20 protein-coding genes are annotated in these 21,834 nt (G+C 75.7%); 9 read left to right on the top strand and 11 right to left on the bottom strand.

The annotated features are described in order from the left end of the window. Nucleotides 1-43 precede the first annotated feature (43 nt). The 3 genes from ACFW6A_RS20405 to ACFW6A_RS20395 all read left to right on the top strand — a co-directional run bounded on the left by ACFW6A_RS20405 (nucleotide 44) and on the right by ACFW6A_RS20395 (nucleotide 3,184). A complete protein-coding gene (locus tag ACFW6A_RS20405; protein ID WP_351850385.1) occupies nucleotides 44-418 on the top strand; it encodes a hypothetical protein in 375 nt (124 codons plus the stop codon). A 190-nt stretch (nucleotides 419-608) separates the two neighbouring features. Continuing rightward, complete coding sequence (locus ACFW6A_RS20400; RefSeq protein WP_351850384.1) at nucleotides 609-953, top strand: metalloregulator ArsR/SmtB family transcription factor; 345 nt, start codon at nucleotides 609-611, stop codon at nucleotides 951-953. Between the two features lie 176 nt (nucleotides 954-1,129). Beyond that, entirely contained in the window at nucleotides 1,130-3,184 is a 2,055-nt protein-coding gene (locus ACFW6A_RS20395) for a phosphocholine-specific phospholipase C (RefSeq protein WP_351850382.1), read from the top strand. 14 nt (nucleotides 3,185-3,198) lie between these two features. Here the strand turns inward: ACFW6A_RS20395 and ACFW6A_RS20390 are convergent, their stop codons facing one another. After that, a complete protein-coding gene (locus tag ACFW6A_RS20390; protein ID WP_351850381.1) occupies nucleotides 3,199-4,161 on the bottom strand; it encodes a helix-turn-helix domain-containing protein in 963 nt (320 codons plus the stop codon). A gap of 109 nt (nucleotides 4,162-4,270) precedes the next feature. Between ACFW6A_RS20390 and ACFW6A_RS20385 the strand changes: the two genes are divergently transcribed. Beyond that, on the top strand, nucleotides 4,271-5,314 hold the full coding sequence (locus ACFW6A_RS20385; protein WP_351850380.1) for a saccharopine dehydrogenase NADP-binding domain-containing protein: 1,044 nt from the start codon (nucleotides 4,271-4,273) through the stop codon (nucleotides 5,312-5,314). Nucleotides 5,315-5,348: 34 nt separating this feature from the next. Here ACFW6A_RS20385 and ACFW6A_RS20380 read toward each other — a convergent pair whose 3' ends face one another. The 5 genes from ACFW6A_RS20380 to ACFW6A_RS20360 all read right to left on the bottom strand — a co-directional run bounded on the left by ACFW6A_RS20380 (nucleotide 5,349) and on the right by ACFW6A_RS20360 (nucleotide 10,020). Then, nucleotides 5,349-6,353 (bottom strand): HEAT repeat domain-containing protein, encoded by a 1,005-nt coding sequence (locus ACFW6A_RS20380; RefSeq protein ID WP_386641755.1) that lies wholly within the window; start codon nucleotides 6,351-6,353, stop codon nucleotides 5,349-5,351. Nucleotides 6,354-6,356: 3 nt separating this feature from the next. Further along, a complete protein-coding gene (locus ACFW6A_RS20375; RefSeq protein ID WP_351850377.1) occupies nucleotides 6,357-7,028 on the bottom strand; it encodes a HEAT repeat domain-containing protein in 672 nt (223 codons plus the stop codon). 101 nt (nucleotides 7,029-7,129) lie between these two features. Next, complete coding sequence (locus ACFW6A_RS20370) at nucleotides 7,130-7,477, bottom strand: YciI family protein (RefSeq protein ID WP_386641752.1); 348 nt, start codon at nucleotides 7,475-7,477, stop codon at nucleotides 7,130-7,132. Nucleotides 7,478-7,546: 69 nt separating this feature from the next. Next, on the bottom strand, nucleotides 7,547-8,437 hold the full coding sequence (locus ACFW6A_RS20365) for a virginiamycin B lyase (protein WP_386478653.1): 891 nt from the start codon (nucleotides 8,435-8,437) through the stop codon (nucleotides 7,547-7,549). A 14-nt stretch (nucleotides 8,438-8,451) separates the two neighbouring features. Then, complete coding sequence (locus ACFW6A_RS20360) at nucleotides 8,452-10,020, bottom strand: MFS transporter (RefSeq protein ID WP_386478681.1); 1,569 nt, start codon at nucleotides 10,018-10,020, stop codon at nucleotides 8,452-8,454. Between the two features lie 150 nt (nucleotides 10,021-10,170). On the opposite strand from ACFW6A_RS20360, the gene ACFW6A_RS20355 reads away from it, so the two are divergent. The 4 genes from ACFW6A_RS20355 (at nucleotide 10,171) to ACFW6A_RS20340 (ending at nucleotide 13,869) form a co-directional block, all read left to right on the top strand. Beyond that, complete coding sequence (locus tag ACFW6A_RS20355) at nucleotides 10,171-10,749, top strand: TetR/AcrR family transcriptional regulator (protein ID WP_351850371.1); 579 nt, start codon at nucleotides 10,171-10,173, stop codon at nucleotides 10,747-10,749. A 206-nt stretch (nucleotides 10,750-10,955) separates the two neighbouring features. Further along, complete coding sequence (locus ACFW6A_RS20350; protein ID WP_386478658.1) at nucleotides 10,956-11,846, top strand: alpha/beta fold hydrolase; 891 nt, start codon at nucleotides 10,956-10,958, stop codon at nucleotides 11,844-11,846. Further along, on the top strand, nucleotides 11,843-13,132 hold the full coding sequence (locus tag ACFW6A_RS20345) for an MFS transporter (RefSeq protein ID WP_386478661.1): 1,290 nt from the start codon (nucleotides 11,843-11,845) through the stop codon (nucleotides 13,130-13,132). The genes ACFW6A_RS20350 and ACFW6A_RS20345 overlap by 4 nt, the downstream gene beginning before the upstream one ends. Beyond that, nucleotides 13,129-13,869, top strand: coding sequence for a 4'-phosphopantetheinyl transferase superfamily protein (locus ACFW6A_RS20340; RefSeq protein WP_351850366.1), 741 nt, complete (start codon nucleotides 13,129-13,131; stop codon nucleotides 13,867-13,869). Before ACFW6A_RS20345 ends, ACFW6A_RS20340 begins: the two co-directional genes overlap by 4 nt. On the opposite strand, the gene ACFW6A_RS20335 is transcribed toward ACFW6A_RS20340, so the two are convergent. From ACFW6A_RS20335 to ACFW6A_RS20315, 5 genes are all read right to left on the bottom strand, one after another. Continuing rightward, nucleotides 13,849-15,546 (bottom strand): dipeptide ABC transporter ATP-binding protein, encoded by a 1,698-nt coding sequence (locus ACFW6A_RS20335; protein WP_386641748.1) that lies wholly within the window; start codon nucleotides 15,544-15,546, stop codon nucleotides 13,849-13,851. The two genes, ACFW6A_RS20340 and ACFW6A_RS20335, sit on opposite strands and share 21 nt — an antisense overlap. Next, nucleotides 15,543-16,460, bottom strand: a complete 918-nt coding sequence (locus ACFW6A_RS20330) for an ABC transporter permease (protein WP_386478669.1) — start codon at nucleotides 16,458-16,460, stop codon at nucleotides 15,543-15,545. Before ACFW6A_RS20330 ends, ACFW6A_RS20335 begins: the two co-directional genes overlap by 4 nt. Beyond that, entirely contained in the window at nucleotides 16,457-17,413 is a 957-nt protein-coding gene (locus ACFW6A_RS20325) for an ABC transporter permease (protein WP_351853830.1), read from the bottom strand. Before ACFW6A_RS20325 ends, ACFW6A_RS20330 begins: the two co-directional genes overlap by 4 nt. Before the next feature lie 46 nt (nucleotides 17,414-17,459). After that, on the bottom strand, nucleotides 17,460-19,094 hold the full coding sequence (locus ACFW6A_RS20320) for an ABC transporter substrate-binding protein (protein ID WP_351853827.1): 1,635 nt from the start codon (nucleotides 19,092-19,094) through the stop codon (nucleotides 17,460-17,462). 103 nt (nucleotides 19,095-19,197) lie between these two features. Next, nucleotides 19,198-19,884, bottom strand: a complete 687-nt coding sequence (locus ACFW6A_RS20315; RefSeq protein ID WP_351853824.1) for a response regulator transcription factor — start codon at nucleotides 19,882-19,884, stop codon at nucleotides 19,198-19,200. Nucleotides 19,885-20,361: 477 nt separating this feature from the next. On the opposite strand from ACFW6A_RS20315, the gene ACFW6A_RS20310 reads away from it, so the two are divergent. After that, complete coding sequence (locus tag ACFW6A_RS20310; RefSeq protein ID WP_351853821.1) at nucleotides 20,362-21,822, top strand: FAD-dependent monooxygenase; 1,461 nt, start codon at nucleotides 20,362-20,364, stop codon at nucleotides 21,820-21,822. Nucleotides 21,823-21,834 lie beyond the last annotated feature (12 nt).

The raw sequence follows: 21,834 nt of genomic DNA, 5'->3' as shown, positions 1-21,834 counted from the left end.
GACGCCCGGCCGGGGCCGTCGAGAACCGAAGGAGCACATACCGATGGCGAGTGTGGAAACGTCTCTGAAGGAGGCGATGACCTCCATCGAGGGCAGCGTGGGAGCCGCGCTGGTCGACTACACGAGCGGCATGGCCCTCGGGACGCTGGGCGGGGGCAAGGACCTCGACCTGACCGTCGCCGCGGCCGGCAACACCGACGTCGTCCGGGCGAAGCTCCGGACGATGGAGATGCTGGGCATCAACGAGGGCATCGAGGACGTCCTGATCACCCTCGGCAGCCAGTACCACCTCATCCGGCTGATCACGGGGCGGGGCGCCAACGGCCTGTTCCTGTACATAGTCCTGGACAAGGGCCGGGCCAACCTGGCCATGGCCAGGCATCAGCTCAAGCGCATCGAGGCGGACCTGGAACTGTGACCGGCCTCCCGCTTCCCGGCTCCGCACGCCCTCTACTTGAAAAACTCTTCAACTCGGCACATCTGAAAGTGATCAGTTGAGGGCGGGTGGGAGCCGGGAAGCGGGAGAATGGCCGTCAGCCGTGGATCAAGGTTCCGGCAGGTCCGGCCGTCGGCGTCCGGACCGGCCGGCCCGGGGGGAGAGTCGTCGCATGCAGGTGCCGCTGTACCAGGCCAAGGCGGAGTTCTTCCGCATGCTCGGGCATCCCGTCCGGATCCGGGTCCTGGAGCTGCTGCAGCACGGGCCCCTCCCCGTCCGCGAACTGCTCAAGGACATCGACATCGAGCCGTCCAACCTCAGCCAGCAGCTCGCGGTCCTGCGCCGGGCCGGGATCGTGATCTCCATCCGCGACGGCGCCACCGTCAGCTACGCCCTCGCCGGAGGGGACGTGGCCGACCTCCTCAAGGCCGCGCGGCGCATCCTCACGGAACTCCTGGTCGGGCAGAGCGAGCTCCTCGCGGAGCTGCGGCACGCGGACGGGGCGCGTCCGGAGTAGCCGTCCGCGGCCCGCGCGCCCCGGCGCGGCGCGGGGGATTTCCCCGGGCGTACAGCGGGAAGTCACGGGACGGTCGCGGACCGGTGGTTCCGGGGCGCTCTCCTTGGGGCGCTCCGCGCCGGCCCCCGGCCGGTGACCCGCTCCCGTCCGCTCGTCTTCCGGAGGACTACTCCCCCATGGCCGACCTCGATCGTCGCCGGTTCCTTCAGCTCGCCGGCGGTGCCGTCGCGTTCAGCGCGCTCTCCGAGTCCATCGCCCGTGCCGCCGCCATCCCCGCGCAGGGGTCGACGGGCACGCTCCAGGACGTCGAGCACATCGTCGTCCTGATGCAGGAGAACCGTTCCTTCGACCACTACTTCGGGGCGATGAAGGGCGTCCGCGGATTCGGCGACCCCCGGCCCGTCACCCTGCCGAGCGGCAGGTCCGTGTGGAACCAGTCCGACGGCTCGAAGGTGACCCTGCCCTTCCGCCCGGAGAGCGCGAAGCTCGGCATGGAGTTCCTGCAGGGCCTCAACCACGACTGGGCGGGCGGCCAGAAGGCGTTCAACAAGGGCCGCTACGACCAGTGGATACCCGCCAAGACCAAGGCGACGATGGCGCACCTCACCCGGGAGGACATCCCCTTCCACTACGCGCTCGCCGACGCGTTCACGATCTGCGACGCCTACCACTGCTCGTTCATCGGCTCGACCGACCCGAACCGCTACTACCTGTGGTCGGGACACACCGGCAACGACGGCACCGGCGGCGGCCCGGTCCTCAACAACGCCGAGGCCGGCTACGGCTGGAAGACGTACCCCGAGCGCCTGGAGGCGGCCGGGATCTCCTGGCGGGTCTACCAGGACGTCGGCGACGGGCTGAACGCGGCCGGCTCCTGGGGCTGGATCAACGACGCCTACCGCGGCAACTACGGCGACAACTCGCTGCTCTACTTCAACGCCTACCGCAACGCCCAGCCCGGCAACCCCCTGTACGACAAGGCCCGCACCGGCACCGACGCCAAGGCGGGCGAGGGCTACTTCGACCGGCTGCGCGCCGACGTCCGGGCCGGCACGCTGCCGCAGGTCTCCTGGATCGCCGCGCCCGAGGCCTTCTCCGAACACTCCAACTGGCCGTCGAACTACGGCGCCTGGTACATCGCGCAGGTCCTGGACGCGCTGACGTCCAACCCGGACGTGTGGGCCCGTACCGCGCTGTTCGTCACCTACGACGAGAACGACGGCTTCTTCGACCACGTCGTCCCGCCGTACGTCCCGGCCTCGGCCGCGCAGGGCCTGTCGACCGTCCCCACCGCCCTCGACCACTTCCCCGGCAGGACCGGCTACGTCGCCGGGCCCTACGGCCTCGGGCCCCGGGTCCCCATGATCGTCGTCTCCCCCTGGTCCACCGGCGGCTACACCTGCTCCGAGACCTTCGACCACACCTCGGTGATCCGGTTCATCGAGCGCCGCTTCGGCGTCCAGGAGCCGCAGATCTCCCCGTGGCGGCGGGCCGTCTGCGGCGACCTGACCTCCGCCTTCGACTTCGCCCGCGCCCAGCCGCAGCCGGTCGCGCTGCCGTCCACCGCCGGGTACTACCCGCCGGACCGCGACCGGCACCCCGACTTCCCGGCCACCGCGCCGGCCGTCGGCACGATGCCGCGCCAGGAGCCGGGCTCCAAGCCCACCCGCCCGCTGAAGTACGCCCCGTACGTGGACGGCTCCGCCGACACCGCGGCCGGCACCTTCCGGCTGGCGTTCGGCGGCGGCCCCGCCGCGGGCGCCCAGTTCTACGTGACCTCGGCCAACCGCACCGACGCCCCCTGGACGTACACGACGGCGGCGGGCGCGTCGATCGCCGACACCTGGAACACCACGTACTCCAAGGGCACCACCGACCTCACCGTGCACGGCCCCAACGGCTTCCTGCGCCGCTTCCGCTCCCCGGGGAAGACCGCCGTCCCCGAGGTCACCGCCCGCCACAACGCCACCACCGGCGACCTGGACCTCAGCTTCACCAACGCCGGCGCCACCACGACGGTGACCGTCACCCACGCCTACGGAGGCGCCCCGCGGACGCTGACGGTGCCGCGGGGCGCGACCGTCGCCCACTCGGTGCCGCTGTCGGCCTCCGGCAGGTGGTACGACGTCACGATCACCTCCCCGGCGCACGCCGACTACGTGCGCCGCCTGGCCGGGCACGTGGAGACGGGGGCGGAGGGCGTCACCGACCCCGGCATCCTGACCTACTGACGCACCGCCCCGGGTCACGCGGCCCCGGACGGTCCCGCCGCGCGGGCGCGGAAGGCGCGGCGGTAGCCGTCCGGGGGCACGCCCAGGGTGCGGCGGAAGTGCCGCCGCAGGGTCGTGGCGGTGCCCATGCCCGTCGCGGCCGCGATGGCGTCGACGCCGTCCTCGGTCAGCTCCAGGAGTTCCTGGGCGCGGCGGACGCGCTGGGCCAGCAGCCACCGCAGGGGCGTGGTGCCGGTCGCCGCGCGGAAGTGGCGGGTCAGCTGACGCGAGCTCATGCCCGCGCGGCGGGCGAGGTCCTCCACCGTCAGCGGCCGGTCGAGGCGCTCCACGGCCCAGGGCAGGAGGGCGGTGAGCGGGTGGCCCTCCCGGGCGGGCACGGGCGCGGTGACGAACTGCGCCTGGCCACCGGACCGGTGCGGGGGGACGACCAGCCGGCGGGCCACGGCGTTCACGACCGAGGAGCCGTGGTCGAGGCGGACCAGGTGCAGGCACAGGTCGAGCGCGGCGGCCTTGCCTGCGGAGGTGAGGACGCTGCCGTCGTCGACGTAGAGCACGCCGGGGTCGACCTCCACCGCCGGGTGGCGGGCGGCGAGGGCGGCGGTGTGCGCCCAGTGGGTGGTGGCGCGCCTGCCGTCGAGCAGTCCGGCGGCGGCGAGGACGAACGCGCCGGTGCAGAGCGAGACGACGCGGGCGCCGGCCGCGTGGGCGGCGCGCACCGCGTCGACCAGGTCGGCGGGCGGGGCCGCGTCGACGTCGGCCCAGCCGGGGACGATCACGGTGTGGGCGTCGCGGAGCCGGTCGAGGCCGTGGTCGGGCTCCAGGCGGAACGGGCCGAAGGGCACGGCGCCGGGTCCGCAGACCGTCAGCTCGTACCAGGGGACGGTGACCGCGTCGGGCGCGGAGCCGAACACCTCGTGGGCGATCGAGAGTTCGAAGTGCAGCATGCCGTCGGTGACGGCCAGCGCGACGGAGGTCATGTCCGGAAGTGTACGGGGCACGTCGTTTCCGACACTCACGGTTGCACCTTCAACCATTCCAGGATGGAGACGGCCGAACGGAAGCGGCACGGACGGAAAGAGGGAACCCATGGCAGCGGGGCAGACGGTGGCGGTGTACGGCGCGTACGGGCACACGGGCCGGTTCGTGGTGGCGCACCTGCGGGAGCGGGGCTTCGTCCCCGTCCTCGCCGGGCGGGACGCCGGCAAGCTGACGGCGCTGGCCGCGGAGCACCCGGGGCTCGGCGTGCGCCCGGCGCCGGTCGACGACCCGGCGGCGCTCGACCGGGCGCTGGCCGGCGCGGACGCCGTCGTCAACTGCGCGGGGCCGTTCGCGACGACGGCCGGCCCGGTGATCGAGGCCGCGCTGCGGGCCGGGATCCCGTACGTCGACGTGGCGGCCGAGATCGAGGCCAACGCCGACACCTTCGCCCGGTACGCGGACCGGGCGCGCGCCGAGGGCGCGGTGATCGTGCCCGCCATGGCCTTCTACGGCGGCCTCGGCGACCTGCTGGCCACGGCCGCGATGGGCGACTGGACCTCGGCGGACGAGGCGCACGTCGCGTACGGGCTGAGCGGCTGGGAGCCCACGGAGGGGACCCGGATCGCCGGGAGGGTCTCCGCCGAGCGGCGCGGCGGGCGGCGGGTCCGCTTCACCGGCGGGCGGCTGGAGTACCACACCGACGAACTGCCCGTGCTGACCTGGCCCTTCCCCGAGCCGATGGGGCCGCGGCCCGTCGTCGGGGAGTTCACGATGGCCGACGTCGTCACCCTCCCCAGCCATCTGTCCGTCCCCTCGGTGCGCACCTACATGTCGACCGAGGCGGCGGGCGGCGTCACCGGCGCGGGCACGGCGGGGCCCACGGCGGTCGACGCTCGCGGCCGGTCCGCGCAGACCTTCCTCGTCGACGTCGTCGTCCGCTCCGGAGGGGCCGAGCGGCGGGCCGTGGCCACGGGCCAGGACATCTACGCCGTCACCGCCCCGCTCGCCGTCGAGGCGGTGCACCGCGTCCTCACCGGCCGGACCCGCACGGTCGGCGTCGCCTCCGCCGGGGAGCTCTTCGACGCGGCCGACTTCCTGAACGCCCTGGCGCCGCACCTCGCCTGGGAGCCGAGCGGCACCCGGACCGCTTGAACGGGAGGGGCGGCCGGGCGGCCCGCGCCGGGGGTCAGGGGTCGTCGCGGAGCCGGCGGAGGTAGGCGGCCGTCAGGGCGACGGCGCGGTCCTGGTCGTGGCTGAGGTCGGCGAGGGCACGGGCGGCGACGGGGCCGGGAATGTCGGCCAGGGCCTGGGTGAGGCGGCCCCGGGCGGGCGGTGCGGTGCCCGCGTGGCCGAGGTGGGCGACGAGGCCGGCCGCGATCTCGTCGGCCGTGGCCGCGTCGGCGGCCAGGGCCCCGAGCGCGTCGGCCGCGTCGGTGTCGTTCCTGCCGTCCACGACCATCTCGACGAGCACCGCGATCGCCTCGCGCTCGCCCCGGGACCCGAGGGCCAGGGCCGCCTGGCCCCGGACCACGGGATCGGGATGGGCGAGGGCGGCGCGGAGCGGGGCGGCCGCCTCCTCGCCCGGAAGGCCGGCGAGGGTGCGCACGGCCCGTTCGCGCACCGCCGCCTCCGGGGAGTCGAGGCCCCGGGCCAGGAGGGCGGGGCCGCCGTCGCCGGAGCGGGCCAGCGCCCAGCGGAGGGCGCCGGCGACGTTGGGCTCCGTCTCGTTCAACGCGGCCTCGACCAGCGCCTCGACCGGTACGGGGACCTCGTCGGCCGAGGACAGCGCGGCGCGCTGGCGGGCGTCCCCGCTCGGCGACCCGAGGGCCTGGAGGAGCGCGACGACCCGCAGGGCCTCGTCCCAGCTGGCGGGTTCGGCGGCGTCGATGCGGCGCAGCCGCGTGAGCAGTTCGGTCTCGGCCTCGATGCGGGCACGGGTCTGCTCGATGAGGTCGCCGACGAGCTGCGCGGGCGTGAAGCCGGGGTCGTCGAGGGCGCGGCCGATCTCCCGCAGCGACAGCCCCATCGAACGGAGGCTCTCCACGTGGAAGATCCTCCGGATGTCCTCGTCGCGGTACTCGCGGTAGCCGGAACCGGTGCGGCCCGCGGGCCGCACCAGTCCGAGCGACTCGTAATGCCTGAGCATGCGCGCGCTGACGCCCGAGCGCCGCGCCACCTCACCGATCAGCACGCCCTAGTCTCCCTCCCCCGGGGCCCCGTCGAGCGCCACGACGCGCTTCGCCTCCTCGATCGCGTACTCGAATCCGGTGTCGGGGTCGTCCAGGATCCGCCGGGTGGCGAGCGCGTGGGCGCGCACGCCCGGGTCGCGGTGCCCGGCCGCGGCGTCCAGTGCGGGCAGGACCGCGTCGCCGAGCCCGGTCAGCGCCCGGCTGAGGCTGAGCTGCGTCGCCCGCTCGCCGCGCCCCAGCTGGGTGGCGAGCGCGGCGGCGAGCGCGGGCTCCTCGCCGTCCGGCACGAGCAGGACCGCCGTCCGCCAGGCGGCCCGCGCCACCTCGTCGTCGGGGTCGGTCAGATGGGCGTGCGTGATCGCCGGCCACGCCCGCCGGTCGCCGATCTTGGACAGCGTGTGCAGGGCCTGGCTCCGCGCCTGCGGGCGCTCCGAACGGAGTTCGGGCAGCACCCTGGGGAGCGTCAGCTTCTCGGGGTGGCGGGTCAGCGCCCAGGTCAGCATGTCGCGGACGAAGAACTCGGGCTCCACCGCGCACCGCTCGACGAGCGGCTCGACGAACCGGGCGTCGGGCGTCGTGCCGACCGCCAGGGCGGCCTTGAGCCGCACCGACGGACGCTCGTCCGCCAGCGCCCGCAGCGCGCGCCGCACGTCCTCGTCCTGATACGTCATGGTCATCGGGACCACCTCCTGGGGAGGCAGTCAAAGGCTTGTCACCGTGTCAAGGTCAAGGCCGGGCCCCCGGGGGCGGGGCCGCCGCGACCCGGCCCCGGCGCCGTTCAGGCGGATTCGAGGAGCGGGCGGACCTCGACGGTCTCCGGGGTCGGCAGGCTCCTGGCCAGTGCGACGGCTTCCGCGCGGTCGGCGACCTCGACGACGAACCAGCCGCCGAGGGTCTCCTCACCGGCATACGCGGGCCCGTCGGTCACCGTCGTCGTCCCGTCGGCCGTGGTGCGCACGGTCGCGGGAGCGGTGTCCTCGGTCTCCAGGGCGTCGCCGCCGACCAGTTTCCCGGCCGCGGCGAGGCCGCCGATCCAGCCTTCGTACTCCTTGCGGTAGGCGGCCCGGTCGGCCCGGATCCGGCGGCGCGACTCGTCCGTCTCGAAGATCACCAGTGCGTACTTCATCGGGGCTTCCTCTCCGGCCGCCGTACCGGCGACCGCTGTTGACGTCGGACGGGAAAGGGAGACGGAGGCTCAGGCGGAGCCGTCCGCCGGGGCGACACGGGCGAGCGCGCCGGTCTCCAGGGCGGTCCACAGGGCGCCGTCGGGGCCGACGGCGATGCCGTGCGGTTCGGAGCCGGGGGTGGGCAGGTCGTACGTCGTGACGGTGCCGTCGGGGGTGATCGCGCCGACGCGGTTGCCCGCCCATTCGGTGAACCAGGCGGTGCCCCGGCCGTCGACGGTGACGGCGTGCGGGCGTGCGGCGCGGTCGGGCAGCGGGAACTCGGTGATCTTCCCGTCGGGGGTGATCCGGCCGATCCGCCCGGCGGCGAGTTCGGTGAACCACAGCTCCCCGTAGCGGCCGGCGGCGATCCCGACCGGCGCGGCCGCCTCGGTCGGCAGCGGGTGGAGGGTGATCGCGCCGTCCGTGCCGATCCTGCCGACGGCGTCGCCCTGGTTGAGGGTGAACCACATCCCGCCGTCGCCGCCGGCGGTGATCGCGGACGGGAACGCGCCGGTGACGGGGAGCGGGAACTCGGTGACCTCGCCGTCCACGGCGATCCGGCCGATCCGTCCGGCGGCGGTCTCGGTAAACCACAGCGCGCCGTCGGGCCCGGCCACGATGCCGAACGGCCCGCAGCCGGGGGTGGGCACGTCGAACTCGGTGACGGTGCCGTCGGTGGTGACGCGTCCGATCCGGTCCGCCTTGTACTCGGTGAACCACAGGGCGCCGTCCGGGCCGGGGGTGATGACGGTCGGTCCGCAGGCGGGGTCGAGCGAGTGGGTCGTCGGCTCCTCGCCGGGGACGAGCCGGCCGATCCGGCCGGCGTGGACGAGGGTGAACCACAGGGCGCCGTCCGGTCCCGTGGTGAGGGCGTAGGGTCCGGCCGCGGCGTCGGCCACCGGGTGCTCTTCGACGGTCATGCGGGGCACGGGTGTCACAGGGGCCTCTCCGTGGTGTGTGCGGTGACGATGCGGGTGCTGTCGGCGGGGGTTCCGGCCGTGGGGGCGGGCGCCGTCCTGTTCGGGCCGTGCGCGGAGGCCCCCTTCGGCGGGGCGGCTCCGTGCGGGGCGGCCTCGTGCGGGAGGGCGGAGCCGCGCGGGGGCGCTGGGTCCCGCGCGGGCCGGGAGGCCGCGAGCCACAGGGCGGTGGCGGCGGCGGTGGCCAGGGTGAGGGCGCCGGCCGTGAGGAAGGCGCTGTCGAGGCCGGCGCCGAAGGAGGCGCCGCCGGACTGCCGGGCGCGGACGACGGCCCCGAGGACCGCGACGCCGAGCACCGCGCCGATCTGCCGGGTGGTGCTGCTGATGCCCGACGCGAGGCCGCCCTCCTGCGGGCCGACCGCCTGGATGGCGGCCCCCGTCAGCGGGGACAGGGTCAGGGCGAAGCCGGTGCCGGCGACCGCCAGGCGCCACCACACGTTCCCGTAGCCGGTGTCGGCGTGCACCGTGCCGAGCGCGAGCAGACCCAGGCCGGCCAGGGCCAGGCCGGTGGTGACGACGGTGCGGAAGCCGTACCGGGCGGCGAGCCGGCCCGCGTACGGGCTGGCGGCCACCATGGCGAGGGAGAGGGGCAGGGTCTGCAGGCCGGCGCGCAGGACCGAGCTGCCCTGGACCTCCACGAAGAACTGGGAGAAGAAGAACGACGATCCCATCAGCGCGAAGCCCACCACGACCATGGCGGCGCTGGACACCGTGAACAGCCGCTGCCGGAACAGCCGCAGGGGCAGCATCGGTGCGGGGCGACGCGCCTCGACGGCGACGAAGGCGGCGAGGAGGACCGCCGCGGCGGCGAAGCTCCCCAGGATCACCGGCGAGGTCCAGCCGCGCGCTCCCCCCTCGATCAGCCCGTAGGTCAGCGCCCCCACGCCCAGGGCGGACAGCGCCGTGCCGGGGACGTCGATGGCGGGGGCGGCCGGGTTGCGGGCCTCTTCGAGGCGGCGCGGACCGACCAGGAGCAGGAGGGCGCCGAGGGGCAGGTTGACCAGGAAGACGGCGGGCCAGCCGAAGGCGTCCGTCAGCACGCCGCCGGCCACGGGGCCCGCGGCGAGGCCGATGCCGCTGACTCCGGCCCACAGGCCGATCGCCCGGACCCGTTCCGCCGGGGCGGGGTGGGCGGCGACGAGCAGGGCCAGCGAGGCGGGGCTCAGCGCCGCGGCCCCGACGCCCTGCAGCGCGCGGCCGGCGATCAGCCAGCCGAGCGAGGGGGCGAGGCTGCACAGCAGCGACGCGGCGGTGAACACCGCCGCGCCGGCCAGGAACACCCGCTTGCGGCCGAAGCGGTCGGCGAAGATGCCGCCGGACAGCAGCAGCATGGCGACCAGCAGGACGTACGCGTCGACGATCCACTGCAGGCCGGTCAGTCCCGTGTGCAGCCGCAGCCGCATGTCGGGCAGCGCCGCTCCGACGATCGTGTTGTCGAGCAGGACCATGAACTGGCCCAGGCAGGTCACCGCGAGCAGGACGGCCTTGTGCGACCGGCCGTCCGCGGCCGTGGGCGATGCGGTGATGGGTACTCCCCTCCCTCGTTCGTCGAGCCCGGCCGTGGTCCACGCGGGTGACGACGGAATCGGACTCCTAACGCAGCCATCGGCTGCGTTAGGAGACTGTACGGAAGGCCGCCCCCTAAACGCAAGCGATCACTGCGTTAATGTGGGGGCATGAACGAACGACAGCCGGTCCGGCGGCCCGGCGGGCGCAGCGCCCGCGTCACCGCGGAGGTGCACCGGGCCGTCACCGCCCTGATCGGCGAACGCGGCTACGGCGGCTTCACCGTCGGCGACGTCGCCGCCCGCGCGGGCGTGGCCGACAGCAGCGTCTACCGCCGGTGGGGCAACCTGGAGACCCTGCTCACCGACGTGGCGCTCACCCGCCTCGACGCGCGGTCCCCGATGCCCGACACCGGGAGCCTGGACGGCGACCTGCGCACCTACGCGGCCCAGGTGGCCCGCGAGATCACCGGACCCGACGGCCCGGCGGTGGTGCGCCTGGCCGTCGCCCTGTCGGGCAACGGCGAGCAGGGCCTGAAGGCCGGTGACGAACTCCGCGCCGCACGCATGCGGCAGCTGCAGGCCGTGCTCGACCGCGCCCGCGAGCGCGGCGAGCCCGCGCCCGACGCGCTCGACGTGCTGGACCACGTCCTCGCCCCCATGTACATCCGCGTCCTGTTCGGCCTGGTCCCGCTCACCCCGGAGTACGTCGACGGGCTGGTCGACCGGCTGCTGTGCCCCCGCCCGTGACCCCGGCCCGGCGCCGGCGGCCGCAGGCCCGGCCGCGGTGGTTCTGACACTCCTCTGACCCGGGGCTTGCGGGGCCCGGACGTTTCCGGGGGAGCGGGCGGGAAGCTCACCGAGTCCTGGACCGGAGCCCCTTGAGGGGCCGGGCGGGCGGTGCGGATGCTGGTGGGGCCGGAAGCGCCGGTGTCGGACGGGTACGAGGAGGGCGGATGACCGTCGTGTCGTCACGGGTGTCCCCGGGGGTGCGCCGGGTGACTCTCGGGACTGGCCGGGAGGCGCCCGTGACGGGGCTGCTCGCCGAGCCGGAGGCCGGGTACGGACCCGCGCGCGCCCTGGTGGTCGCGCTGCACGGCGGCGGGATGAGCGCGGGGTACTTCGACGGCCAGGCCCACCCGGACGTGTCGCTGCTCGCGCTCGGGAGGCGGCTCGGGTACGCGGTGCTGGCGCTGGACCGGCCGGGATACGGGCCGTACGCCGGGCTCGTGCCGGACGGGCGGGGCGTGGCCGGGCAGGCCCGGACGCTGGGGCGCGCGCTGGAGGGGTTCACCGAGGGGGCCGTGCTGCTCCTCGGGCACTCCTTCGGCGGGAAGGTCGCCCTCGCCCTCGCCGCCGACGGGCCGCCGCGGGGACTGGTCGGGGTGGACGTGTCGGGGGTGGGGCACCGGCCGGCCGTGCCCTTCGCCCGTGCGGCGAACCGCACGGGCTTCGCTTCGCGGCGGCTCGACTGGGGTCCGAGCTTCGGGCTGTACCCGCCGGGCACGTTCCGCGCCAGCCGGTCGGTGGTGGCGCCGATGCCGAGGCGGGAGCGGGAGTCGGTGGGCGGCTGGGCGGCCGGCGGGGCCGAGGTCCTCGGGCGGGTGCGGGTGCCGGTGCGGTTCACCTTCGCCGAGCACGAGGCGTGGTGGCGGCACGGGCCCGAGGACGTGGACGACCTGACGGGCCGGCTGGCCCGGGCGCCCCGGGTCCGGGTGGACCGGCTGGCGGGGGCCGGGCACAACGTGAGTCTCGGCTGGGCCGCCCGCGCGTACCACCTGCGGGTCTTCGCGTTCCTGGAGGAGTGCCTGGCGGCGGACGGCGGGCCGGCGGTGCCGGTCCCGTGAGCGCCGCCGTGGGCGGGGTCTTCCGGGCCCTGCGCGTCCGGGACTTCCGGTTGTTCGTGCTCGGCCAGATCGTCTCGGTGGCCGGCACGTGGATGATGGTCGTCGCGCAGGACTGGCTGGTGCTCGGCCTCAGCGGCGGGTCGGCGAGCGCCCTGGGGACGGTGACGGCCCTGCAGTTCGCGCCCGTGCTGCTGCTCACGCTGTACGGCGGACGGCTCGCCGACCGGTACGACAAGCGGGCCCTGCTGACCGCGGCGAACGTGCTGTCGTGCGTGCTGGCGCTGGTGCTCGCGGTGCTGGTGGTGGCGGGCGAGGTCCGGCTGTGGCACGTGTACGCGTTCGCGTGCGGGCTGGGGGTGGTGAACTCGGTCGAGGTGCCGGCCCGGATGGCGTTCGTCGGGGAGCTCGTGGGCTCCGCGCTGCTGCCCAACGCCTCGGCGCTCAGCGCCGCGTACTTCAACGTCGCCCGGGTGGTGGGCCCCGCGCTGTCCGGACTGCTGATCTCGGCGGCCGGCGTCGGCTGGGTGATGCTGCTGAACGCGGCGAGCTACGCCGCCACCGTCGTCGCCCTGCGGCTGATGCGGGGCGGGACCCGGCCGGAGCGGCGGCGCGGCGACCGGGTGCGGGTGGCCGACGGGCTGCGGGCGGCGGGCCGCTTCGATCTGGTGGTGCCGCTGACGCTGGTGGCGGTGGTCGGGCTGTTCGGCCTCAACTTCCAGCTGACGCTGCCGCTGCTGGCGTCGCAGGTGCACCACGCCGGGGCCTCGTCCTTCGGCGTGGTGACGGCGGTGTTCGCGGCGGGGTCGCTGGTCGCGGCGCTGGCGACGACGGCCCGGAGCGGGCGCCCCCCGGCGCGGCTGGTGGCCGGCGGGGCCGTCGCCTTCGGCGTCCTGGAGACGGCGGTCGGGGCGACGTCGTCGTACCCGCTGTCCCTGGTGCTGCTGTTCCTCACCGGCGGGGCGGCGATCTTCTTCGCGCAGGCCGCCAACCACCGCGTCCAGCTGGGCGTGCCGCCCGAGCTGCGCGGCCGGGTCCTCGCCCTGTACACGCTGATCCTCCAGGGGTCGACCCCGCTGGGGGCGCTGCTCGTGGGCGCGCTCGCCGACCGCTGGGGCGTGCGGTGGGGCTTCGTGGTCGGCGGTCTGGTGTCGCTCGCCGCGGGGCTCGGGGCGGCCGTCGCCGGGCGCCGCGCCGAGGCCGCCGGCCCGCCGCCCGGCGGGTCCCGGAAGCGGAAGCGGGAACGGGAGCGGGAGCGGGAGCCGTCCGGGGAACGGGCCCGGCCGTGAGCCGGCCGCCCGGGGCCGGGGCCGTGGAGGTGTGGCTGCTGGCGGTCCCCGCACCGGGGGACGGCGTGCCCCCGGAGGCGTACGGCGTCCTCGACGGGGCCGAACGGCGCCGGGCCCGCGGCTTCGCGAGCGAGGAGGGGCGGAGCCGGTACGTGTGGGCGCACCTGGCGCTGCGGCGGGTGCTGGCCTCGTACACCGGGGTGGACCCGGCCGGGGTGCGGTTCGGCCGGGAGGGGCGGTACGGACGGCCGGTGCTGCGGGGCGTCGGCGCGCCGCCCGGCTTCTCGCTGTCGCACGGCCACGGCCTGGTGGCCGTCGCCGTGGCGGCGGGCGCCGTGGGGGTGGACGTGCAGCGGGTGTGCCCGCCGGGGACGGTGGAGGCGTGCCTGCCGCGGCTGCACCCGCGGGAGCGGGCGGAGCTGGAGCGGCTGGGCCCGGCACGGCGGGCGGAGGCCTTCACCCGTCTGTGGGCGCGCAAGGAGGCGTACCTCAAGGGGCTGGGGACGGGGTTGGGGCGCGCGCCGCGCGCCGACTACCTGGGGGACGCGGAGCCGGCGGCGCGGCCCGCGGGGTGGAGCGTGTGCGGGGTGGCCGTCCCCGCGGGGTACGCGGCGGCGGTGGCCGTGCCCGCCGGGGAGGCGCCGGAGGTCACCGTGCGGACGGTGACGGCCCGGTCGGTGCTCCCGGCGGCGGGCGGGGGCCTCCCGGCCGCCGGGTCAGCCGCCGGCCGGGGCTGACCGGCCGCGGCCGGGGATCGCGTCGAGCAGTTCGCGGGTCCACGCGTGCCGGGGCTCGGTGAAGACGGTCTCGACGGGGCCCGTCTCCACGATCCGCCCGTGGCGCATGACGGCGACGCGGTGGGCGATCCGGCGGACGACGGCCAGGTCGTGGGTGATGAACAGGTAGCTCAGTCCGTCCTCCCGCTGGAGTTCGGCGAGGACGTCGAGGACGTGGGCCTGGGCGGAGACGTCGAGGGCGGAGACGGGTTCGTCGCAGACGACGAGGTCGGGGCGGAGCGCCAGGGCGCGGGCGATGGCGACGCGCTGGCGCTGCCCGCCGGAGAGTTCGGCGGGGCGGCGGCGCGCCACGTCCGCGGGCAGGTGGACGCGGTCGAGGAGCGCGGCCACCCGCCGGGCCCGTTCGGCGCGGCCGGCGACGCGGAAGGCGCGCAGGGGTTCGGCGACGGTCTCGGCGACGGGCAGCCGGGGGTCGAGGGAGGTGTAGGGGTTCTGGTAGACGATCTGGAGGCGGCGGCGCAGGGCGCGCAGGGCGGGGCCGCCGAGCCGGGTGACGTCCTGGCCGTCGAAGGTGATCCGGCCTTCGGTGGGGTCGGTCAGGCGCAGCAGCATCCGGGCCGTCGTGGACTTGCCGGAGCCGGACTCGCCGACCAGGGCGAGGGTCTCGCCGCGGGCGATGCGGAGGCTGACGCCGTCGACGGCCCGGGGCGGCGGGGTGCGCGGCCCGGTGCGGCGGCGCGGGTACTCCTTGACGAGGTTCTCGGCGGTGAGCAGGTCGGGGGCGGCCGGGGGGCCGCCGGCGGCGGGCGCGGGGGTGCCGCCCGCCGCGGGGAGGGGGCGGCGGGCGGGGGCGAAGGCCGGGGCGGCGGCCAGCAGGGCCTGGGTGTACGGGTGCCGGGGCGAGGCCAGGACCTCCTGGGTGGGGCCCGTCTCGACGACGCGGCCCCGGGCCATGACGGCGACGCGTCCGGCGCGGTCGGCGGCCACGCCGAGGTCGTGGGTGATGAGCAGGACGGCGGTCCCCGAGGTGCGGATGAGCGTGTCGAGGTGGTCGAGGACGGTGCGCTGGACGGTGACGTCGAGGGCGCTGGTGGGTTCGTCGGCGACGAGGAGGCGGGGGCGGGCGGCCAGGGCGATCGCGATGAGGACGCGCTGCCGCATGCCGCCGGAGAGTTCGTGGGGGTACTGGCGGGCGCGTTCCCGGGGCCGGTCGAGGCCGGCCTCCCCGAGGAGTTCGGCGGCCCGGGCGCGGGCGGTGTCGCGGTCGGGTGCGAGGCCGTGCAGGAGGAGGACCTCGGCGACCTGGGTCCCGACGCGCTGCACCGGGTTGAGGGAGACCGCCGGGTCCTGGGGGACGAGCCCGATGGCGCGGCCCCGGTGGGCGCGCAGGACGGACTCGTCGGCGGCGGCCAGGTCGGTGCCGGCGTACCGGATCGTGCCGCCGTCGACGCGGGCGCCGGGCGGGAGGAGGCCGAGGACGGCGTGGGCGGTGGTGCTCTTGCCGGATCCCGACTCGCCGACGAGGGCGAGGACCTCTCCGGGGCGGACGGTGAGGTCGACGCCCCGGACGGCGGGGACGGGGCCGGCGCGGGTGCCGTAGGTGATGGTCAGGTTCCGGACGGCGAGGAGGGCTTCCGGCTCGGCGGGGGGCTGGGGCGGGGGTGGGGGCGTGGTCATGGGGTCTCCCTCGCCTCGCCGTCGAGGGCGCGGGCGATGCGGTTGGCGGCCAGGACGGTGGCCGCGATGGTGAGTCCGGGCAGGGTGGTGAGCCACCAGGCCGAAGCGAGGTAGTCGCGTCCCGAGGCGACGAGGGCTCCCCATTCCGGCTGGGGCGGGCGGGCGCCGTAGCCGAGGAAGGACAGGGAGGACACCTGGAGGACGACCGCGCCGAAGTCGACGGCCGCGTAGACGAGGACGGGCGCGGCGGCGTTCGGCAGCACGTGGCGCAGCAGCACCGCGGGCCGGCGGACGCCGGCGGCCCGCGCGGCCTCGACGTACGGGGTGCGGGCGACGCGCCGGACCTCGGTGCGCATGATGCGGGCGAACACGGCGACGCTGGTGACGCCGACGGCGACGGCGACCTCGACGGTGCCGAAGCCGAGGGCGGTCACCAGGGCGAGGGAGAGCAGCAGTCCGGGGACGGCGAGCAGGACGTCGGTGAGCCGCATCAGGGCGTCGTCGGCCCGCCCGCCGAGGTATCCGGCGAGCAGGCCGACGAGCGAGCCGGCGACGAGTCCGACGGCGACGGCGAGGCCGGTCGCGCGCAGGGTGAGGGCGCTGCCGTGGACGACGCGGGCGTACAGGTCGCGGCCGAGCTGGTCGGTGCCGAAGGGGTGGTCGGCGCCGGGGGGAAGGAGCCGTTCGCCGGGGATGCCGGCGAGCGGGTCGCGGGAGGTGAGGAGGGAGGGGAAGAGGGCCGCCAGCAGGACGAGGGCGAGCAGGGCGGCGGACAGCAGGAGCCCGGGTCTGCCCAGCCAGAAGGCGAGGGCCCGGCGGGGGCGGGAGGGGGTGCCGGGCCGGGCCGGGGCGGGTTCGGCGGCGCCGGCGGCGGCAGCCTGCGGGGTGCCGGGGTGGGTGGTGAGTTCGGTCATGTGGTCACCGCCGGGCGTTCCGTGGCCGTGAGGCGGGGGTCGATGAGCGGGTGGAGGAGGTCGACGACGAGGTGGGTGGTGACGTAGACGCAGGCGCCGAGGACCACGAGTCCCTGGACGACGGGGATGTCCTGGGTGGTGACCGCCGTCGCCGTGAGCCGGCCGACGCCGGTGCGGGCGAAGACGGTCTCGACCACCACGGAACCGGCCAGGATCCCGCCGGTGAGGAGTCCGGCGACGGTGAGCGGCGGGGCGAGGGCGCCCCGCGCCGCGTGCCGGAGGTGGACGCGGGCGCGGCCCGCGCCCTTGGCCCGCGCGGTGTCGACGTACGGCTCCGCCAGCTCGGTCCGCAGGCTCTTGGCGAAGACCTGGGCGACGAGTCCGGCGGCCGGCAGGGCCAGCGTGACCGAGGGCAGGACGAGGGAGCTCCAGCCGTCGTTGCCGAAGGCGGGCAGCAGGCCCCAGCGGAACGACACCAGCTGCACGAGCAGCAGTCCGACCCAGAAGGTGGGCGCCGACACGCCGGCGGCCGGCAGCGACAGCAGGAGCTGGCGGAGCCAGCGGCGCCGGGTGTAGGTGCCGAGCAGGGCGACGGCGCCGCCGAGCGGCAGGGCCAGCAGGAGGGTGGCGCCCGCGAGCTGGAGGGTGGCGGGCAGGGCGTCGGCGATGAGCCGGACCACCGGCTGCCCGCCGTGCACCGAGGTGCCGAAGTCGCCGCGGACGGCGTTCCACAGGGCGGTCGCGTACTGCTCCGGGACGGGCCGGTCCAGGCCGTAGCGGACGCGGAGTTCGGCGATCTGCTCGGGGCTGACCGAGCTCGCGTCGCCGCCGCCCGCGGCCATGATCGTCACCGGGTCGCCGGGCAGCAGGTAGAGCACGGCGAAGGAGACGGTGTACGCGGCCCAGAGGACGAACAGCGCCTGGGCCAGGGCGCGCGGCAGGCGGCGCTTCACCGGTGCGCCTCCGGGTCCGTGGGCCGCGGGGGCCGGTGGCGGGCGGTCACGAGAGCCACGTGTCGTGGAACTGGAGGCGGGAGGAGGCGTCGAAGGCGACGTCGTGCACCTTCTTGGAGAGCGCGAGGACGGTCGTCATCTCGAAGACCGGGATCTGGTAGCCCTGTTCGAGGATGCGGCGCTGCGCGGTGGCGACGTGGGCGGCGCGGCGGGCGGGGTCGGTCGCGGCGGCCTGGGCGTCGAGTTCCCGCTGGAGGGCGGGGTCGCTGATGCGGGAGAGGTTGAGCAGCTTCGAGGAGAAGGCGGTGCGCAGGATGTCGGGGTCGGTGCGGGTGCCGTTGCCCCACGCGAGGTCGTAGTCGCCGGCGCCCCTGGCCTTCTGGTAGTCGGCGATGGACAGGACGCTGAGGTTCAGCTGGATCCCGGCCTTCCTGACCTGCTGCTGGATCAGTTCGAGCGCGGACTGGTTGGGGCCGAAGTTGGTGGCGAGGATGACCTTGAGCTCCAGCCGGCGCCCGTCCTTGACGCGGACGCCGTCGGGGCCGGGCCGCCAGCCGGCCCCGTCCAGGAGGGAGCGGGCGCGGTCGGTGTCGTGGGCGAGGAGGGCGCTGTTGTCGTGGTAGGCGTCGGTGGTCTCGGCGAGGGAGCTGGTGGCGGGGCGGTAGCTGGAGCTGAGGACGGTGTCGACGACCTCGTCGCGGTCGACGGCGGCCTGGAGCGCGCGGCGGACGGCGGGGTCCTTGGCGACGGGGCTCGCGGTGTTGGCGCTGAGGGCCACCGGGACGCCGGGGTTGGCGCGGCCCACGACGGAGACCTTCTGTCCCTTGAGGAGGGTCTCGTCCTGGGGGGCGACGCCGGCGATGGCGTCGACCTGGCCGGAGGTGAGGCTGCCGGAGCGCACGCCGGACTCGGGGACGACCCGGAAGGTGATGCCTTCGAGGCGGGCCGCGCCGGGGCTCTTCCACAGGGGGGAGCCCCAGGCGTAGTCGTCGCGCCGGTCCAGCGCGACGGAGGTGTCGGGGGTGTAGCCCTTGAGGGTGAAGGGGCCCGAGCCCGCCAGGGGGCCGGTGCAGCGCTCCTCGGCGCCGCGGCGCAGGGAGGCGGGGCTGAGGAGGCCCAGGGTGGGGGTGGAGGTGGCCTGGAGGAACTGCGCGTTGGGGCCGTCGAAGGTCACCTCGACGGTGTGGGGGTCGACCACCCGGGTGCTCCGGTAGCCCTGGAGGAAGCCGGCGCCGAGGATGGAGCGGGCGCCGAGGGCGTGGACCGCGTCGAAGTTGGCCTTGACGGCCTTCGCGTCGACGGGGGCGCCGTCGCTGAAGGTGGCTCCGGTGCGCAGCCGGAAGGTGAAGCGGGAGGCGTTCTCGCCGATCTCCCAGGAGCTCGCGAGCCAGGGCACGATCCGCCCGGTCCTGGGGTCCTGGTCGGTGAGGGAGTCGACGATGCCCCGGGTGACGTACATGGCGTCGTTGGTGGCCGCCTGGTGCGGGTCGACGCAGGTGGGGTCGGAGGAGAGGGCGAAGGTGAGGCGCCCGCCGGAGCGCGGTCCGGCGGCCCCGCCGTCGGAGCCGGCGGCGGAGCAGGCCGTCAGCGGTACGGCGAGGAGGAGGGCGGAGGCGAGGGCGGTGAGGCGTCTGCGGTCGCCGGGGGTGCGGGGACGGGCGGGGGTGCGGGTGGCGCGCATGGCGGGGTGACTCCTGTCGTGCGTTCGGTGATCCGGGGCCCGGGAGGCCGGGTCCTCGGGTGGGTCGGGTGGCGGGGCGGCGCGGCGGCCGGGGCGGCGGGCGTCAGGCGCGGCCGAAGCGGAAGCCGACCCCGCGCACGGTGACGATCCAGTCGGGGGCGCCCAGCTTGGTGCGGATGGCGCTGACGTGGGTGTCGATCGTGCGGCTGGCCCGGGCGTCGGGGGCGTGGCCCTCGCGGTAGCCCCACAGGTCGGCCATGAGCCGGGCGCGGGAGTGGACGGTGTGCGGTTCGGCGGCGAGGCGGTGCAGCAGGTCGAACTCCTTGCGGGTGAGCTTGATCAGCCGTCCGTTGAGCCGCGCCTCCCGGGTCGCGGGGTCGATGCAGAGCGAGCCGCGGGCGAGCACGGCCGGTGTCCGGCGGGCGGCCGTCCGGGCCGGGCGGGCCCGGCGGAGCACCGCCTCGATGCGGGCGATGAGTTCGCGCGGCCCGTAGGGCTTGGCGAGGCAGTCGTCGGCGCCGGCCTGGAGGCAGAGGACCCGGTCGAGCCCGCGGTCGGCGGAGGCGAAGGCGATCAGCGGGATGTCGCTGGCGGCGCGCACCGCCCGGCACACCTCCAGGCCGTCGATGTCGGGCAGCCGCAGGTCGAGCAGGAGCAGGTCGAATTCTTCGTGCAGGTCCAGCGCTTCGGCTCCCGTCACGCAATTCATCGCATCGAATCCATGGCGTTTCAGCTCGTCGCTGATGAATGAGCTTTCGGTCTGGTCCGCGTCGACCACAAGTGCATGCATCAATTCCCCCGGTTTTTCATGCCGTGGCCGTACGGCTGTGCAGCCTGGCAGCGGCCGGCGCGCCGTCACAACCCCGGGCCCGGACAATTCACAAGCCTGTAAAGAGGGCGGGGAGCGACGTCGGCGGCGCTCTGCCGTCTGGCGGGGTACAGGTGCCGAGGCTAGGTGGGCCTTGGGTTTCTGGCAGTGACCGGGGTCACAGACCGGTGGTGCGGGACTTGCCGGCGGAGCCGCGCTCCGGGGATTTGCAGTTCCTCTGACATTCGCTTGTCGATTTCTTTACGGGGCCGGTCGCTTTGACTGTGGCCTCACACGTCCTTTTGCCGGTCCTGGGATTCACGGGTTGAAAACTCCGGACGGGTCGGCCGACGATATTCATGGCCGTCCGGCGGGCCGCCCACAAAAGGCGACAGTCCGCGGGGAGGAGCCGGGAATTTTCTGATCGGTCGCCCCGAGAATGGTGAGAGGAGAAGCCGTATGGACGTGTCCGTCGTCGTCGTGGGAGCGGGACCGGCCGGTCTGGCGCTCGCCGGAGAGCTGCGCCTAGCCGGTGTCGGCGTCGTCGTGCTGGAGCGGCTGGCCGCACCCACCGGCGAGTCACGCGGGCTGGGCCTGACGATCCGCACGATGGAGACGTTCGACCAGCGCGGGCTGCTGCCCCGCTTCGGCGGTCCGGAGACCAGCCCCCAGGGCCACTTCGGCGGCATCCCGCTCGACTTCGGCGTGCTGGACGGCGCGCACCGGGCGGCCAGGGCGGTCCCCCAGTCGCTGACGGAGAGCGTGCTGGAGTCCTGGGCCCGGGGGCTGGGCGCGGACGTCCGGCGCGGCCACGCCTTCCACGGCTTCGAGGAGGAGGCCGACCGGGTCCTGGTCCGCGCCGAGGGCCCGGACGGGCCGCTGGAGCTGACGGCGCGGTACCTCGTCGGCGCGGACGGCGGGCGCAGCGCGGTGCGCAAGGCGGCCGGGTTCGACTTCCCCGGCACGGAGGCGACCACGGAGCTGCTGCTCGCCGACGTCCGGGGGGTGGAGGTGCCGCCGCGGGGCATCGGGGAGCTGGTGCCCGGCGGCATGGTCATGTCCGCCCCGCTGGGCGACGGCGTGCACCGGCTGATCGTCGGGGAGCGCGGCACGCCGCCCCGCCGCCGCACCGCGCCGCCCCGCTTCGAGGAGGTCGCCGACACCTACAAGCGCCTGACCGGCCACGACATCGCGCACGGCCGGCCGGTGTGGGTCAGCTCGTTCACGGACGCCGCCCGGCTGGTCACCGAGTACCGGCGGGGCCGGGTCCTGCTGACCGGCGACGCGGCCCACATCCACCTGCCGGCCGGCGGACAGGGCATGAACACCGGCATCCAGGACTCCGTGAACCTGGGCTGGAAGCTGGCCGCCGTGCTGCGCGGGACGGCGCCCGCCGCCCTCCTCGACACCTACCACTCCGAGCGGCACCCGGTGGGCCGCCGGCTGCTCGCCAACACCCAGGCGCAGAGCCTGCTGATCCTCGGCGGCCCCGAGGTGGGGCCGCTGCGCGAGGTGCTCGGCGAGCTCGTCGCGTACGAGGAGGTGGCCCGGCACCTCGCGGCGAAGGTGAGCGGCGTGGAGATCCGCTACGACGTCGGGGCGGGCACCCACCCGCTGCTCGGCGCCCGGCTGCCCTCCCTGCCGGTGACGGTCGCCGGCCGGTCCACCGACAGCGCCGCCCTGCTGCACCGGGGCCGGGGCGTCCTGCTCGACCTCGACGACAACCCGTGGCCGCGCCGCCGCGCCGCCCCCTGGCGCGACCGGGTCGACGTGGTGACCGCCGCCCCCGAGGCCCCGGTCCCGCACGGCAGCGCCGCCGTGCTGCTGCGCCCCGACGGCTACGTGGCGTGGGCGGCGCCCGGCAGCCACGACGACCTGCCCACCGCCCTGGAGCGCTGGTTCGGACCGCCGCGGAGCTGACCCGGGGCCCCT

This window comes from Streptomyces sp. NPDC058758, from assembly GCF_042746075.1.
Classification (GTDB): domain Bacteria; phylum Actinomycetota; class Actinomycetes; order Streptomycetales; family Streptomycetaceae; genus Streptomyces.
Note: the sequence above shows the minus strand (reverse complement) of the source record. Positions and strands in the feature narration are given on the sequence as shown.

What these genes read in the sequence shown, in the direction of transcription:
- ACFW6A_RS20405 (WP_351850385.1), top strand. Translation starts at nt 44, where the DNA reads ATGGCGAGTGTGGAAACGTCTCTGAAGGAGGCGATGACCTCCATCGAG.
- ACFW6A_RS20400 (WP_351850384.1), top strand. Translation starts at nt 609, where the DNA reads ATGCAGGTGCCGCTGTACCAGGCCAAGGCGGAGTTCTTCCGCATGCTC.
- ACFW6A_RS20395 (WP_351850382.1), top strand. Translation starts at nt 1,130, where the DNA reads ATGGCCGACCTCGATCGTCGCCGGTTCCTTCAGCTCGCCGGCGGTGCC.
- ACFW6A_RS20390 (WP_351850381.1), bottom strand. Translation starts at nt 4,161, where the DNA reads ATGACCTCCGTCGCGCTGGCCGTCACCGACGGCATGCTGCACTTCGAA.
- ACFW6A_RS20385 (WP_351850380.1), top strand. Translation starts at nt 4,271, where the DNA reads ATGGCAGCGGGGCAGACGGTGGCGGTGTACGGCGCGTACGGGCACACG.
- ACFW6A_RS20375 (WP_351850377.1), bottom strand. Translation starts at nt 7,028, where the DNA reads ATGACCATGACGTATCAGGACGAGGACGTGCGGCGCGCGCTGCGGGCG.
- ACFW6A_RS20370 (WP_386641752.1), bottom strand. Translation starts at nt 7,477, where the DNA reads ATGAAGTACGCACTGGTGATCTTCGAGACGGACGAGTCGCGCCGCCGG.
- ACFW6A_RS20365 (WP_386478653.1), bottom strand. Translation starts at nt 8,437, where the DNA reads ATGACCGTCGAAGAGCACCCGGTGGCCGACGCCGCGGCCGGACCCTAC.
- ACFW6A_RS20355 (WP_351850371.1), top strand. Translation starts at nt 10,171, where the DNA reads ATGAACGAACGACAGCCGGTCCGGCGGCCCGGCGGGCGCAGCGCCCGC.
- ACFW6A_RS20350 (WP_386478658.1), top strand. Translation starts at nt 10,956, where the DNA reads ATGACCGTCGTGTCGTCACGGGTGTCCCCGGGGGTGCGCCGGGTGACT.
- ACFW6A_RS20335 (WP_386641748.1), bottom strand. Translation starts at nt 15,546, where the DNA reads ATGACCACGCCCCCACCCCCGCCCCAGCCCCCCGCCGAGCCGGAAGCC.
- ACFW6A_RS20330 (WP_386478669.1), bottom strand. Translation starts at nt 16,460, where the DNA reads ATGACCGAACTCACCACCCACCCCGGCACCCCGCAGGCTGCCGCCGCC.
- ACFW6A_RS20320 (WP_351853827.1), bottom strand. Translation starts at nt 19,094, where the DNA reads ATGCGCGCCACCCGCACCCCCGCCCGTCCCCGCACCCCCGGCGACCGC.
- ACFW6A_RS20315 (WP_351853824.1), bottom strand. Translation starts at nt 19,884, where the DNA reads ATGCATGCACTTGTGGTCGACGCGGACCAGACCGAAAGCTCATTCATC.
- ACFW6A_RS20310 (WP_351853821.1), top strand. Translation starts at nt 20,362, where the DNA reads ATGGACGTGTCCGTCGTCGTCGTGGGAGCGGGACCGGCCGGTCTGGCG.